The sequence below is a fragment of the Tessaracoccus terricola genome (assembly GCF_054776555.1).
Map to the genome: position 1 here is coordinate 643,777 of NZ_BAAHBS010000005.1, position 13,590 is coordinate 657,366.

At 69.6% G+C, this 13,590-nt stretch carries 16 protein-coding genes; 13 read left to right on the plus strand and 3 right to left on the minus strand.

Going from position 1 to position 13,590, the window contains the following annotated elements:
* Positions 1-18: 18 nt before the first annotated feature.
* Positions 19-456 (plus strand): type II 3-dehydroquinate dehydratase, encoded by a 438-nt coding sequence (locus ACYU7G_RS12885; RefSeq protein ID WP_461108441.1) that lies wholly within the window; start codon positions 19-21, stop codon positions 454-456.
* Positions 457-465: 9 nt separating this feature from the next.
* Positions 466-1,863: an adenosylhomocysteinase gene (gene ahcY, locus ACYU7G_RS12890; protein WP_461108443.1), complete on the plus strand. Its 1,398-nt coding sequence runs from the start codon at positions 466-468 to the stop codon at positions 1,861-1,863.
* Between the two features lie 34 nt (positions 1,864-1,897).
* Here ahcY and ACYU7G_RS12895 read toward each other — a convergent pair whose 3' ends face one another.
* Entirely contained in the window at positions 1,898-2,140 is a 243-nt protein-coding gene (locus tag ACYU7G_RS12895) for a DUF3039 domain-containing protein (protein WP_143936853.1), read from the minus strand.
* Between the two features lie 26 nt (positions 2,141-2,166).
* Here ACYU7G_RS12895 and ACYU7G_RS12900 point away from each other — a divergent pair, with 26 nt between their 5' ends.
* Positions 2,167-3,528 (plus strand): MFS transporter, encoded by a 1,362-nt coding sequence (locus tag ACYU7G_RS12900; protein WP_461108446.1) that lies wholly within the window; start codon positions 2,167-2,169, stop codon positions 3,526-3,528.
* Position 3,529: 1 nt separating this feature from the next.
* Here the strand turns inward: ACYU7G_RS12900 and ACYU7G_RS12905 are convergent, their stop codons facing one another.
* Positions 3,530-4,651, minus strand: coding sequence for a serine/threonine-protein kinase (locus tag ACYU7G_RS12905; protein WP_461108448.1), 1,122 nt, complete (start codon positions 4,649-4,651; stop codon positions 3,530-3,532).
* A gap of 96 nt (positions 4,652-4,747) precedes the next feature.
* Between ACYU7G_RS12905 and ACYU7G_RS12910 the strand changes: the two genes are divergently transcribed.
* Positions 4,748-5,458, plus strand: coding sequence for an RDD family protein (locus tag ACYU7G_RS12910; protein ID WP_461108450.1), 711 nt, complete (start codon positions 4,748-4,750; stop codon positions 5,456-5,458).
* Complete coding sequence (gene malQ / locus ACYU7G_RS12915) at positions 5,455-7,608, plus strand: 4-alpha-glucanotransferase (protein ID WP_461108451.1); 2,154 nt, start codon at positions 5,455-5,457, stop codon at positions 7,606-7,608. Before ACYU7G_RS12910 ends, malQ begins: the two co-directional genes overlap by 4 nt.
* 3 nt (positions 7,609-7,611) lie before the next feature.
* Here the strand turns inward: malQ and ACYU7G_RS12920 are convergent, their stop codons facing one another.
* Entirely contained in the window at positions 7,612-8,964 is a 1,353-nt protein-coding gene (locus tag ACYU7G_RS12920; protein WP_461108453.1) for a nicotinate phosphoribosyltransferase, read from the minus strand.
* A 69-nt stretch (positions 8,965-9,033) separates the two neighbouring features.
* Between ACYU7G_RS12920 and clpS the strand changes: the two genes are divergently transcribed.
* The 8 genes from clpS to ACYU7G_RS12960 all read left to right on the plus strand — a co-directional run bounded on the left by clpS (position 9,034) and on the right by ACYU7G_RS12960 (position 13,554).
* The gene (gene clpS, locus ACYU7G_RS12925) at positions 9,034-9,339 is read left to right on the plus strand and encodes an ATP-dependent Clp protease adapter ClpS (RefSeq protein ID WP_461108455.1); all 306 of its coding nucleotides are present in this window, start codon (positions 9,034-9,036) and stop codon (positions 9,337-9,339) included.
* Positions 9,336-9,899 (plus strand): DUF2017 family protein, encoded by a 564-nt coding sequence (locus ACYU7G_RS12930; protein WP_461108457.1) that lies wholly within the window; start codon positions 9,336-9,338, stop codon positions 9,897-9,899. The genes clpS and ACYU7G_RS12930 overlap by 4 nt, the downstream gene beginning before the upstream one ends.
* Positions 9,900-9,955: 56 nt before the next feature.
* Complete coding sequence (gene murI / locus ACYU7G_RS12935) at positions 9,956-10,699, plus strand: glutamate racemase (protein ID WP_461109585.1); 744 nt, start codon at positions 9,956-9,958, stop codon at positions 10,697-10,699.
* A gap of 74 nt (positions 10,700-10,773) precedes the next feature.
* On the plus strand, positions 10,774-10,896 hold the full coding sequence (locus ACYU7G_RS12940; protein ID WP_461108459.1) for a hypothetical protein: 123 nt from the start codon (positions 10,774-10,776) through the stop codon (positions 10,894-10,896).
* 15 nt (positions 10,897-10,911) lie between these two features.
* On the plus strand, positions 10,912-11,640 hold the full coding sequence (gene rph, locus ACYU7G_RS12945) for a ribonuclease PH (protein ID WP_461108461.1): 729 nt from the start codon (positions 10,912-10,914) through the stop codon (positions 11,638-11,640).
* A complete protein-coding gene (rdgB, locus tag ACYU7G_RS12950) occupies positions 11,637-12,242 on the plus strand; it encodes an RdgB/HAM1 family non-canonical purine NTP pyrophosphatase (RefSeq protein ID WP_461108463.1) in 606 nt (201 codons plus the stop codon). The genes rph and rdgB overlap by 4 nt, the downstream gene beginning before the upstream one ends.
* 1 nt (position 12,243) lies before the next feature.
* Positions 12,244-13,059, plus strand: coding sequence for a thymidylate synthase (locus ACYU7G_RS12955; RefSeq protein ID WP_461108465.1), 816 nt, complete (start codon positions 12,244-12,246; stop codon positions 13,057-13,059).
* Positions 13,060-13,071: 12 nt separating this feature from the next.
* On the plus strand, positions 13,072-13,554 hold the full coding sequence (locus ACYU7G_RS12960) for a dihydrofolate reductase (RefSeq protein WP_461108467.1): 483 nt from the start codon (positions 13,072-13,074) through the stop codon (positions 13,552-13,554).
* Positions 13,555-13,590: the final 36 nt, after the last annotated feature.

Genomic DNA, 13,590 nt, shown 5'->3' on the forward strand with positions numbered 1-13,590 from the left:
TCTGGCAGACTCCTTCCCATGACCAAGGTCCTCGTCCTCAACGGCCCCAACCTCGGCCGGCTCGGCAAGCGCGAGCCGGAGATCTACGGGTCCACCACCCACGCCCAGCTCGCCGAGCACCTCGTCGCCGTCGGCGCCGGGCTCGGGCTGGAGGTGGACGTGCGCCAGACCAACCACGAGGGCGAGATGCTCGACTGGCTCGGGCAGGCCGCCGACGAGGGCCTGCCGGTGGTGCTCAATCCGGCCGCATGGAGCCACTACAGCATCGCCGTGGCCGACGCCGTGGCACAGGTGGAACTGGTGGTGGAGGTCCACATCAGCAACGTCCACGGCCGCGAGGACTTCCGCAAGCACCTCGTGGTCTCGCCGTACTCCACCGGCGTCATCGCGGGTCTGGGCCTGCACGGCTACGACCTGGCCCTGACCCACATCGCTTCCCTCCGGAAGGACAGCTAAACTCCCAGCGTGGATTACCGAGTAGCAGACCTGTCCCTGGCCGAGTTCGGACGCAAGGAGATCGAGCTCGCCGAGCACGAGATGCCCGGCCTGATGGCCATGCGGGAACGCTACGGCGCCTCGCAGCCCCTCGCCGGGGCCCGGATCGCCGGCTCGATCCACATGACCATCCAGACCGCCGTCCTGATCGAGACCCTCGTGACGCTGGGTGCCGAGGTGCGCTGGGCGTCGTGCAACATCTTCTCCACCCAGGACCACGCCGCCGCGGCCATCGCCGCCGCCGGCATCCCGGTGTTCGCGTGGAAGGGCGAGACCCTGGAGGAGTACTGGTGGTGCACCCGCCAGATCCTGCAGTGGCCCGACGGCAAGCTGCCCAACATGATCCTCGACGACGGCGGCGACGCCACGCTGCTGGTCCACCAGGGGGTCTGGGCCCAGGAGGCCGGCGAGGTCCCCGCCGACGATCCGAGCGACTCCGAGGAGTTCCGCGTCGTCAAGGCCGCGCTCCGCGAGGACCACGGCAAGGTGGACTGGAAGGCGATCGCGGACTCCGTCCAGGGCGTCACCGAGGAGACCACCACCGGCGTCATGCGCCTCTACGAGATGGCCCGTGACGGCAAGCTGCTGTTCCCCGGCATCAACGTCAACGACTCGGTCACCAAGTCCAAGTTCGACAACAAGTACGGCTGCCGCCACTCCTTGATCGACGGCATCAACCGCGCCACCGACGTCCTCATCGGCGGCAAGGTGGCAGTGGTCTGCGGCTACGGCGACGTCGGCAAGGGCTGCGCCGAGTCCCTGCGCGGTCAGGGCGCCCGCGTCATCGTCACCGAGATCGACCCCATCTGCGCGCTGCAGGCGGCCATGGACGGCTACCAGGTGGCCGCGCTCGACTCAGTCGTCGAGACCGCCGACATCTTCATCACCGCCACCGGCGGGTTCCACGTGATCACCGCCGAGCAGATGTCGCGGATGAAGCACCAGGCCATCGTCGGCAACATCGGCCACTTCGACAACGAGATCGACATGGCCGGGCTGGCCGCCTTCGAGGGCGTCACCCGCACCAACATCAAGCCGCAGGTGGACAAGTGGACCTTCGCCGACGGCCACGCCATCCTCGTGCTCTCCGAGGGGCGCCTGCTGAACCTGGGCAACGCCACCGGCCACCCCTCGTTCGTGATGAGCAACTCCTTCACCAACCAGGTGCTCGCCCAGATCGAGCTGTTCACCCGTCCCGAGGAGTACCCCGTCGGCGTCTACACGCTGCCCAAGAAGCTCGACGAGGAGGTCGCCCGCCTGCACCTGACATCACTCGGTGTTGAACTCACCGAGCTCACGCAGGAGCAGGCCGACTACCTCGGCCTCGACGTGGCCGGCCCGTACAAGTCGGAGCACTACCGCTACTGAGGGGCTCCGCCCCGTCGCCCCCCCGGTTCGACGGTCACTTCCCGGGGTTGAGGCTCTGCCAGATCTCCTTGCACTCGGGGCACACCGGGTACTTGTCGGGGTTCTTGGTGGGCACCCAGACCTTTCCGCACAGCGCGACGACGGGAGTGCCCGTCACCATGGCCTTCATCAGCTTGTCCTTTGGCACATAGTGCGAGAATCGCTCATGGTCGCCGTCCTCGAACTGTTCGGTTCGTTCGTCGATGACCGTCTGGGAGCCTGGGGCGAGTTCGCTCATGGCACCGATTCTAGGCCGGAGGGACGATGGAGGAGGAACGCACGGTGATGCCGGGGCGCAGGAAGCTGTTGCTCGGGCTGTTCCTGAGCGTTTTCGGGGTGGCTTTCGAGATGATCGGCATCGCCACCGCGATGCCCACGATCATGGCCGAGTTCGACGCCTCGCAGCTGTACGCGTGGGCGTTCTCCACCTTCGTCATAGGCCAACTGCTGGCGACGATCGTCGCGGGCCGGGTGTCCGACCGCAAGGGCCCGCTGCCGCCGATGCTGGCCGGGTTCGTGCTGTTCCTCGCGGGGCTGCTGCTGGCCACCTTCGCCGGCAACGTCTGGGTGCTGTTCCTCGCACGCTTCCTGCAGGGGCTCGGTGCCGGTGGCCTGACGCTCTCGCTCTACGTCACCATCGCGCTGGTGTTCTACGGACCGGAGCGGGCCACGGTGCTGGGCTGGATCAGCTTCATCTGGCTGCTGCCCGCCTTCGTGGGTCCGCCCGTGGCGGCGTGGCTGACCACGATCACCTGGCACCTGGTGTTCGCCCTGATGATCCCGTTCCTGCTGGTGGCCGCCGCGCTGGCCCTGCCTTCGATGCGACGGGTGCAGGAGCACTTCGTACCCGGGCAACGCTCCGGGAGGGTGCCGTGGTGGGCCGTGGCCGCCGTCGCCCTGGCGCCAGGTTTCGTCCAGTTGGGCGGTGAGGGCCTCGGCCCCTGGAGCGTCGCGGCCGTCGTCGTCGGCCTGGTGGGGCTGGTGCTCGGCCTGCGGAAGGTGATGCCGAAGGCCATCAACCTGCTCGGCCGCGGGCTGGGCGCCGTGGTGGCCTCCCGGGCGCTGCAGGCCGGCAGCTTCTTCGCCGCCGAGGCCTTCATGCTGCTCGTCCTGCAGGAGCTCCGCGGGCTGACGCCGCTGGAGGCCGGCCTCATCCTGACCATCGGCAGCGTGTCCTGGTCCCTGGGCGCGTGGCTGCAGGCCCGGCCGTGGATCCGGTTGCGCCGAGACCAGCTCATCAGCATCGGCACAGCACTGGTGATCTTCGCGCTGCTGGTGATCACGGCATTCATCGCGCTGGACTGGGCCGTGTGGATCGCGCTGGCTGGCTGGCTGTTCGCCGGCCTCGGCATGGGCGTGCAACTGCCCAGCACCGCCGTCGCCACCATGGACCTGTCCGGCCCGCACGAGCAGGGCGCCAACAACTCCGGGCTGCAACTGGCCGAGGGACTCGGCAACGCCCTGATGACCGGCATCGCCGGCGCCCTCTACGCGGCGCTGCTGCCCAACCTGCAGGCCAGCTTCCTCACGGTCTTCGCGGTGCTGTTGGTGATGTGCGTGGTGGGGCTGGTGACGACGTTCCGGATCGGCCCCATCGCCAACTCGTCGCTGAAGGAGCCGGTCTGACTCAGGTGGTCAGGAAGTGGACGGTGGCCCACATGGTGAGGCCCAGCAGGGCCGCGGCGCTGACCACCACCCAAACGTAGAACAGCGGGGAGTGCCGCTCCTTGGTCTTCTTCGGCTTGTAGCGGTCCTTGCCGATGTAGTTGTCCAGCATCACCATCGGCGTCTGGGAACGCGGGTGCAGGCTGCCGGACGAGTGGCCGCCGCTGACGGCAACCACCGACGGTGCGGGCGCGTTCGGCATCGACGGCGCCGACGCGGGGGTGCCGGGGTTGTGGGTGGCCACCATCCGGCGGGGACGGAACTCGTCGCCGCCGGGCAGGGCGTCGGCGAGCCGGTCCAGGGCGTCGGCCAGCTGGAGTGCTGTCTGGGGGCGGCGGTTCGGGTCCACCGACAGCGCGGAGGCGAGCACCTCGTCGAGCAGGGGAGGGGCGCCGAGCTGCGCGGCGATGGGGGTGGGAGGGATGGCCGGGTTGCGGTCCAGCACCTCCTGCAGCGTCTTGGCCGGGAACGGCGGACGGCCGGTGAGCATCGCGTAGGTGACGCAGGCGATCGAGTACAGGTCCGAGCGCTGGTCCAGCTGGGTGGAGCGTGCCTGCTCGGGTGCCATGTAGGCGGGGGTGCCGGCGGTCATGGTGTCGCGGTACTCGTCGAGCAGGGACTTGGCGACGCCGAGGTCAGCCAGCATCACCCGCACCCCGCCGGGGCCGTTGGAGAGCAGGATGTTGCCCGGTGTGACGTCGCGGTGCACCAGCTGGTTGCGGTGCAGCACGTCCAAGGCGCGGCAGGCCTCCGCGCACAGCCGCAAGGCGAGCCCGGGGGCCACGAGCCGCTTGCGGAGCGCCTCCAGCGAGCCGCCGTCGGCGAGGTCCATGACGAAGTAGGGCTGGTTTCGGTCCGTGGTCCCGATGTCGTAGACGCGCACCACGCGTTCGTCGGCGAGGCGGCGCAGCAGTCGGGCCTCGGCGAGGAAGCGGGCCCGGACGTCGTCGTTGCCGGCCCAGTTGTCCGCGAGCACCTTGATGGCAACGGGGACCTCGAGGCTGTCGTCCTGGCCGCGGTAGACGGTCGCGAAGGAACCGGACCCGATTCGTCCGGTGATCCTGTAGCGCCCGATCATCTCCATCCTGGCCATTGTCGCGCATCAGGGGCCTCCGCGGTAAATACCGCGTGTGTCAATCCCTTGTGGCGATCACTTGAATAACTTGGCATCCTTGAGCGCATGAGCCAGACCTCCTACCAGCCCCCCGCGGGTTGGTACCCCGACCCCGCCGGTTCCGGCGACGAACGCTACTGGGACGGGGGAACCTGGTCACAGGTGACGAGGCCCACCGGGGGCCTGCACGCACCGGCCCAGCCCGCGCAGCCCCAGGGCTACGGCCAGCAGCCCACCCAGGGCTACGGCTACGTGCCCGGGGCCCCGGCGTCGTTCGGACTGCCTAGGCTCGCGGGCTGGTGGCAGCGGGTGCTGGCGGCCGTGCTCGACTACCTGATCTTCTTCATCCCGGCCACCCTCATCCTCTCGACGATGCCCTTCATGCAGGACCTGCAGGCTTACTACACCGAGGTGTTCATCGCCGCCTCCCAGGGGGCGATCGTCGTCCCCGAGATTCCGCAGAGCGCCCTGGACGGCCTGACGATGTTCTCCGTGGCGATGGCTGTGGTGTGGTTCGGCTACCGGGCGGTGATGGTGGCCCTGAAGGGCGCCACCCTCGGCCAGATGGCGGTCGGCTTGCGCGTGGTGCCCGACGGTTCGGGCCTCGACGCCCGGGTCGGCTGGGGGCAGTCGTTCGCGCGGGCCGCGCTGGCCGTGCTCACGTGGCAGGTGCCGCTGGTGGGCCCCATGGTGTTCGCGCTGGTGTCCCTGTTCACTCCCAAGCGGCAGGCCCTTCATGACCTGATCGCGAAGACCGTCGTGGTGAGGAAGAAGTGAACGGGCTCCCCGACGGCCTGGCCGAACTCGCCGACCACCACGGCATCGCCCGCGAGTTCTGGGACTGGAAGGGCCGCCACACCCTGATCCCCGCCGAGACCATCATCACCGTGCTGGGTGCGTTGGGCGTCGACGCCACCACCCAGGAGGCCCGCGACGACGCCCGCCGCTGCCTGCACGAGGGCTACTGGCGCCGGGTGCTGCCGCCGTGCACCGTCATCAAGCAAGGAGAGGTCACCCCGATCCCAGTCCACGTCCCCGCCGGCTCCGGCGTGGGCGTGCAGGTGGTGCTGGAGTCTGGCGAGCGCCGCAACCTCGGCCAGAGCGACAACCACGTGCCCGACATCGAGGTGGACGGCGCCATGCGCGGCGAGGCCACCTTCGTCGTCCCCGAGGACCTCCCGCTCGGGTACCACACCATCGTCGCCACCGGCGTCGAAGGAGTGGCACAGGCCTCCCTGATCGTCACACCCCGCTTCCTCGGCTTCCCCGCCGCGATGCGCGACGAGCGGATCTGGGGCTACGCCACCCAGCTCTACAGCGTCCGCTCCGAGCGGTCCTGGGGGATGGGGGACCTGACCGACCTGGCGGACCTGATCACCTGGTCCGGCACCCGCCAGTTCGCCGGGTACGTGCTGATCAACCCGCTGCACGCAGCCGAACCCACGGCACCGATGGAGCCGTCGCCGTACTTGCCGGCGAGCCGCCGCTTCGTCAACCCCGTCTACATCCACCCCGAGTCGATCCCGGAGTTCGCGGACCTGGACCGGGGCGACCGGCAGCGGATCCGTGCGATGCGGGCCACCCTGGCCAAGGAGTCCGACCCGGCGGTCATCGACCGCAACGGGAGCTGGGAGGCCAAGCGCGAGGCGCTGGAGCTGGTGTTCGCCGTGGGGAGGCGCGCCGCACGCGACATCGCTTTCGACGACTTCCGCTACCGCGAGGGCAGCGCCCTGCGGAACTTCGCCGTGTGGAGCGTGCTGTGCGAGGAGCTCGGCACGAACTGGCTGGAGTGGCCCGAGCAGTACCAGAGCCCCACGTCCCCGGACGTGCTGGACCACGCGGCCGCGCACGCCGGCCGCGTCGAGTTCTACGAGTGGCTGCAGTGGATCGCCCACACCCAGCTCTCAGCGGCCCAGACCGTCGCCCACGAGGTGGGGATGCGGGTCGGCGTCGTCACGGACCTCGCCGTCGGCGTCAACACCAGCGGCGCCGAGACCTGGATGATGCGTGACCTCTTCGCCGAGGGCATCCACGTCGGGGCCCCGCCGGACCAGTACAACCAGGCCGGCCAGGACTGGGGCCAGCCGCCCTGGCGTCCAGACCGGCTCGAAGAGGTGGCCTACGCGCCGTTCCGGGCGATGGTGGCCGCCACCCTGCGCCGCGTGGGCGGCGTGCGCATCGACCACATCATCGGCCTGTTCCGGCTGTGGTGGGTGCCCCAGGGCCTCGGCCCGAAGTTCGGTACCTACGTGCGCAACAACCACGAGGCGATGGTGGGCATCCTCGCCCTCGAGGCGCACCGCGCCCAGGCGTTGGTGGTGGGGGAGGACCTCGGCACCGTCGAGCCGTGGGTGCGCGACTACCTGAGCGAGCGCGGCATCCTCGGCACCTCCGTGTTGTGGTTCGAGTCCGACGGTCATGGCGGCCCGCTGCCCCCCGAGCGGTGGCGCGAGTACTGCATGGCCTCGGTCACCACCCACGACCTGCCGCCCACGCTCGGATACCTCGCCGGGGACCACGTCAGGCTGCGCGACGACCTGGGTCTGCTGACCGAGCCCCTCGCCGACGAACTGGCGGCGGCCCGCGACGAGCAGGCGGCCTGGCTGCAGCACCTCGTCGACGCCGGGGATCTTGGCCCCGCGAACCGCGACGACCCGGAGGAGGTCATGCTGGCGCTCCACCGGTTCCTGCGGCGCACGCCGTCGAAGGTGCTGCAGGCGGCGTTGGTGGACGCAGTGGGGGAGCGGGTGGCCCAGAACCAGCCCGGCACCCACAACGAGTACCCGAACTGGCGCATCCCGCTGCGGGACGCGTCGGGGGAGCTCGTGCAGTTGGAGGACATCTTCACCGCCGAACTGCCCCGTCGGCTGGCGGCCGTCATGAACGGTCTGGAGCGCCAGCCCCACTCCCGCTGGTCCGGCGACTGAGGTTCAGATGTTCCCCGGGTTGGGGGCGGCCTGGTAGGGGTTGGTGGTCTCGTCGCCGGAGGCGTCGAGGATGATGGTCTCGATGGCCGGGTCGCCGTGGCTGATGCGGCGGGCGGCCAGCGGCAGTTCCGCCAGGGAGGCGGCGTGGCGTTCACGGGCGTCGACGAGGGTGACGTGGTGCACCAGCTCGCCGGCCTTGTAGACGTCCACCAGCAGGTCGCGGTCGTCGCCGTCGTTGGCCGGTGGGGTGCCCATCCCGATCACCTCGGCCTCGGCCACGCCCTTCTCGTCGCGGCGACGCATCGCGAACTTTCGGCCGCCCAGCGTGTTCTTGCCCTTGGACTTCTTCGCCACCGGCGTCATGGGCGCGGTCGGGTCAGCCGAGTCTGCGCGGGCCACCAGCTTGTAGACGAACCCGCAGGTGGGGTGGCCAGAGCCGGTCACCAGTGACGTGCCGACGCCGTAGCCGTCGACCGGGGCGCCGCTGAGGGCGGCGATCTGCCACTCGTCCAGGTCCGAGGTGACCGTGATGCGGGTGTCGGTGGCGCCGAGGTCGTCCAGCAGGTCGCGGGCGCGGCGGGCCATGATGCCCAGGTCCCCGGAGTCCAGCCGGATGGCGCCCAGCCGGCCCTCGGTGAGCTGGACGCCGAGGCGGATGGCGGCCTCCTCGTCGTAGGTGTCCACCAGCAGTGTGGTGTCGTCACCGAGGCTGGCGAGCTGCGCCTTGAACGCCTGCTCCTCCGTGTCGTGCAGGAGCGTGAAGGAGTGCGCGGCGGTGCCCATGGTGGGGATGCCCCAGGTGCGCCCGGCCTCCAGGTTCGACGTCGCCGCGAAGCCCGCGATGTAGGCGGCCCGGGCAGCGCCGACGGCGGCCCACTCGTGGGTGCGGCGCGCGCCCATCTCCGCGCAGGGGCGGCCGTCGGCCATCGAGGTCATGCGCGAGGCCGCCGCGGCGATGGCGGAGTCGTGGTTGTAGATGGCCAGCAGCACCGTCTCCAGGATGCAGCACTCGGCGAAGGAGCCTTCGACGGTGAGCACGGGGGAGCCGGGGAAGTAGACCTCGCCCTCGGGGTAGCCCCAGATGTCGCCGGAGAAGCGGTAGTCCGCCAACCACTCGGCGAGGTTGTCCTTGATCACGCCCTGCTCGAGCAGCCAGCTGATCTCCGGCTCGTCGAAGCGGAAGTTCTCGATGGCCTCGATGGCGCGGCCGAGGCCCGCCACCACGCCGTAGCGGCGGCCGTCGGGCAGGCGTCGGGTGAACAGGTCGAACAGGCTGTGGCGGTCAGCGGTGCCCGCGTCCAGCGCGGCCTGGACCATGGTGAGCTCGTAGTGGTCTGTCAGCAGAGCCGTTGTCATGGGTGGACTCTAGCGGCGTGAAAGCTCGGGGCGCGTGCATCTTCGTCCACGGCTGGTAAGAATGGAGGAATGACAGAGCAAGGCGTACCGGAGCAGGCCGGGGGAGTCGACGTCCTCGACGCACCCTCGGAGGCGCCCGTGACCGCCCAGCAGTGGGTCACCATCGTCTGGGATGATCCGGTCAACCTGATGAGTTACGTGACCTACGTGTTCCAGGAGTACTTCAAGTACTCGCGTGACAAGGCGGAGACCCTGATGCTGCGAGTCCACAACGACGGCAAGGCCGTGGTCTCCACCGGGAACCGCGAGGCGATGGAGCGCGACGTCATGGCTATGCAGAACTACACCCTCTGGGCCACGATGGAGCGCGCATGAGGCCCGGTGACAACGAGGTGGTGTGGGAGTTCGACGGCAGCGACGGCCACGCCGCGGTGATGGGTGCGCTGGTGGTGCGCCACATCGAAGGGCTGGACGATCTCCTGCCCGAGGACTACGACGACCCGATGGACCAGCTGGCGGCCGAGTTCGCCGACCGGCCCGACGAACTCGTCGAGGCCGACCCGTCCCTGGCCCGGCTGTTCCCGCCGGCCCTCGACGACGACGAGCAGGCCCGCCAGTTCCGACGTGACGCCATCACGCAGCAGGCGCGCGACCGGATCGACGCCGCCCGGATGGTGCTGGCGGACGTCTCGATGGAGGACGACGCCGTGGTCTACGTCACGCTCGGCCGGATCGATGCCTGGGTCAAGACCATGTCCGCCATTCGGGCGCAGTGGAACGTGGACCTGACCGGCCGCACCGACCGGCTCGCCGAGGCGACGCGCCGCGACCTGGCGAACAACCCCACCGCCGTCGCCGTGTGTGACTGGCTCGGATACCTCATCGAGGACGCGCTCGAGGCGCGGATGCTGGCCGTGCAGGCAGGAGAACAGTGAACGATCTGGGCAGGCCAATCGGGATCTTCGACTCGGGATTCGGTGGCCTCACGGTCATGCGCGCCCTCGTCGACCAACTCCCCAACGAGGACTTCGTCTACCTGGGCGACACGGCGCGCCAGCCCTATGGTCCGCGCCCAATCGCGCAGGTGCGCGAGTTCGCCCTGCAGGGGCTGGACCACCTCGCCTCCCTGGACGTGAAGGCGCTGGTGATCGCCTGCAACTCCGCCTCGTCGGCCGTCCTGCGCGACGCCCGTGAACGCTACTCCGTGCCGATCACCGAGGTCATCCTCCCCGCGGCCCGCCGCGCCGCGGCAGCCACGCGCAGCGGCCGGGTGGGCGTCGTGTGCACCGAGTCCACGGCGCGCTCGAACTCCTACGACGACGCGTTCGCCATCAACACCGACATCGAACTGGTCACGCAGGCCTGCCCCCGTTTCGTGGAGTTCGTCGAGGCCGGCATCACCGGCGGCGACGAACTGCTCGACGTCGCCCGGGAGTACCTCGACCCGCTCACCGAAGCCGAGATCGACACTTTGGTGCTGGGGTGCACGCACTACCCGCTGCTCAGCGGCGTCATCAACTACGTCATGGGCCACGGCGTCACCCTGGTCTCCAGTGCCGAGGCCGCCGCCCAGGCCGCCTTCGCGATGCTGACCCGCCGCGGCCTCGTCCACGAGGGACCGCGCGAGGCCACCCGGACCTTCCTCACGACGGGGGACCCGACTGACTTCCAGGGCATCGGCGAACGCCTGCTGGGAGAGTTCGTCACAGACGTGGCGCGCGTCAAGATCGACTGACCGTCCTGCCCTGTTGCGACGGGGTGCAGGGCCCGTTCGGAACCACGGTGACGCCCCAGGTATGGTTGGACACCATGTGCTCCAAGATCACCTGCTCCAACTGCAACAAGCCCACCTGGGAGGGCTGCGGCGAACACATCGAGTTCGCACTCGGCGACGTGGCGCCCGCGGACCGCTGCGCCTGCCCGCGCGGCTGACGATAGGTTTGGGGCATGACTGAACAGCCCCGCCACGACGGCCGCACGCCCGACGCCCTCCGCGAAGTTCGCATCACCCGCAACTGGCTCGACCATGCCGAGGGGTCCGTGCTCGTGGAGTTCGGCCGCACGCGGGTGCTGGTGGCCGCCAGCGTCACCGTCGGCGTCCCGCGCTGGCGCAAGGGATCCGGGCTGGGCTGGGTGACCGCGGAGTACTCGATGCTTCCCCGCGCCACCCACACCCGCGGTGACCGCGAGGCCGTCAAGGGACGCATCGGTGGCCGCACGCACGAGATCTCCCGCCTGATCGGTCGCTCGCTGCGAGCCGTGATCGACTACAAGGCACTGGGCGAGAACACCATCGTGCTGGACTGCGACGTCCTGCAGGCCGACGGCGGCACCCGCACCGCCGCCATCACCGGCGCCTGGGTGGCCCTCGCCGACGCCGTCGCGCACCTGCGCGGCCTCGGCGCGCTGCAGGGCGAGCCGCTGAAGGACTCCGTCGCCGCCATCTCCGCCGGTTTCGTCGGGGGCCGCCCGCTGCTGGACCTCAACTACGAGGAGGACTCCGGCGCGGGCACCGACATGAACATCGTGATGACCGGTTCCGGCAAGCTGATCGAGGTGCAGGGCACCGCCGAGGGCGAGCCGTTCAGCCGGGCCGAACTGAACCAGCTGCTGGACCTCGGGGAGGTCGGCTGCGCAGAGCTGACCCGCTTGCAGCAGGAGGCGCTCGCGAAGTGAGCCGCCCGCAGCGGGTGGTGCTGGCCACCAACAATGCCAAGAAGCTCGTCGAACTGCGCCGCGTCGTCGAGGCCGCCGGGCTGGACGTCGAGGTGCTGGGTCTGGCCGATTTCCCGTCCTACCCGGACCCCGACGAGACCGAGCGCACCTTCGAGGGCAACGCGTTCCTGAAGGCCGAGGCCGCCGTCGCAGCCACGGGGGTGGCCGCCATCGCCGACGACTCCGGGCTGGAGGTGGCCGAACTGAACGGCATGCCCGGTGTCCGCTCGGCCCGCTGGGCCGGGCCGGAGTGCGACGACCAGCGCAACGTCGATCTGCTGCTGCGGCAACTCGATGGCGTGCCCGATGAGCGCCGGACCGCCTGCTTCGTCTGCGCCCTCGCCTACGTCGCGCCCGACGGGGAGCGGCACCTGTGGCGGGGTGAGATGCCCGGCCGGATCGCGACGGCCCAGGCGGGCGAGCACGGCTTCGGATACGATCCGATCTTCATCGCCGACGGCCTCACTCAGACCAATGCCGAGCTCACGCCGTCGCAGAAGGATGCCATCAGCCACCGCGGCCACGCGGTGCGTGCGTTCGTGAACTGGCTCGAGGAGGGCTGAGATGCAGCAGTACCTGGACCTGCTCAAAATCGTGATGGACACGGGCATCGACAAGTCGGACCGCACCGGCACCGGCACCCGCAGCATCTTCGGCCACCAGATGCGCTTCGACCTGCGCGCCGGGTTCCCCCTGCTGACCACCAAGAAGGTGCACACCCGCAGCGTGTTCGGCGAGCTGCTGTGGTTCCTGCGCGGCGACACCAACATCAAGTGGCTGCGCGAGAACCGGATCAGCATCTGGGACGAGTGGGCCGACGCCGACGGCAACCTGGGGCCCGTCTACGGCTACCAGTGGCGCTCGTGGCCGACGCCGAACGGTGAGCACGTGGACCAGATCGCCAAGGTGATCGAGTCCCTGCGCACCAAGCCGGACTCCCGCCGCCACATCGTCAGCGCCTGGAACGTCGCCGACGTGGACGACATGGCGCTGCCGCCGTGCCACTCGCTGTTCCAGTTCTACGTGGCCCCACCCGCCTCCGAGGGCGGCAGGGGAGTGCTCAGCTGCCAGCTCTACCAGCGCTCTGCGGACCTGTTCCTAGGGGTGCCGTTCAACATCGCCAGCTACGCCCTGCTCACCCACCTGGTGGCGCAGGTGTGCGACCTCGATGTGGGGGACTTCGTCCACACGCTCGGCGACGCGCACATCTACTCCAACCACTTCGAGCAGGTGGCCGAGCAGCTGACACGGACCCCGGGCCCGTTGCCGACGTTACGCCTCAACCCCGAGGTGCGGGCCATCGACGAGTTCGAACTGGCCGACATCGAGGTGCTGGACTACAACCCGGCACCCGCCATCAAGGCACCCATCGCCGTCTAGGAGGACCCACTCATGCGCATCGTCGCAATCGCCGCAGTCGCAGACAACGGAGTGATCGGTTCCGGCGACGACATGTTGTGGCACCTGCCGCTGGACTTCAAGCGGTTCAAGGAGGTCACCACGGGCAACACCCTGATCTTCGGGCGCCGCACGCACGAGCAGATCGGGCGCCGGCTGCCGAACCGCCGGCTGATCATCGTGACCCGCAACCAGGACTGGTCCGAGGAGGGCGTCGAGGTGGCGCACTCGATCGAGGAGGCCCTCGAGCTGGCCGCCCAGACCCCGGAGAAGATCTGCTACGTCGGTGGCGGCTCGGAGATCTACGCCGCCGCCTGGCCGTACCTGACCGAACTGGACCTGACCCACGTCCACCAGTCCCCGGAGGGGGAGGCGACCTTCCCGCTGGTCACCCAGCGCGAGTGGACCGAGATCTCCCGTGAACCGATGCCGGGGTTCGACTTCGTCCAGTACCGACCCACGCCCAAGGCGCCCTGAACGGAGCGGCAACAAGGGGGCACAATGCCCCTAACG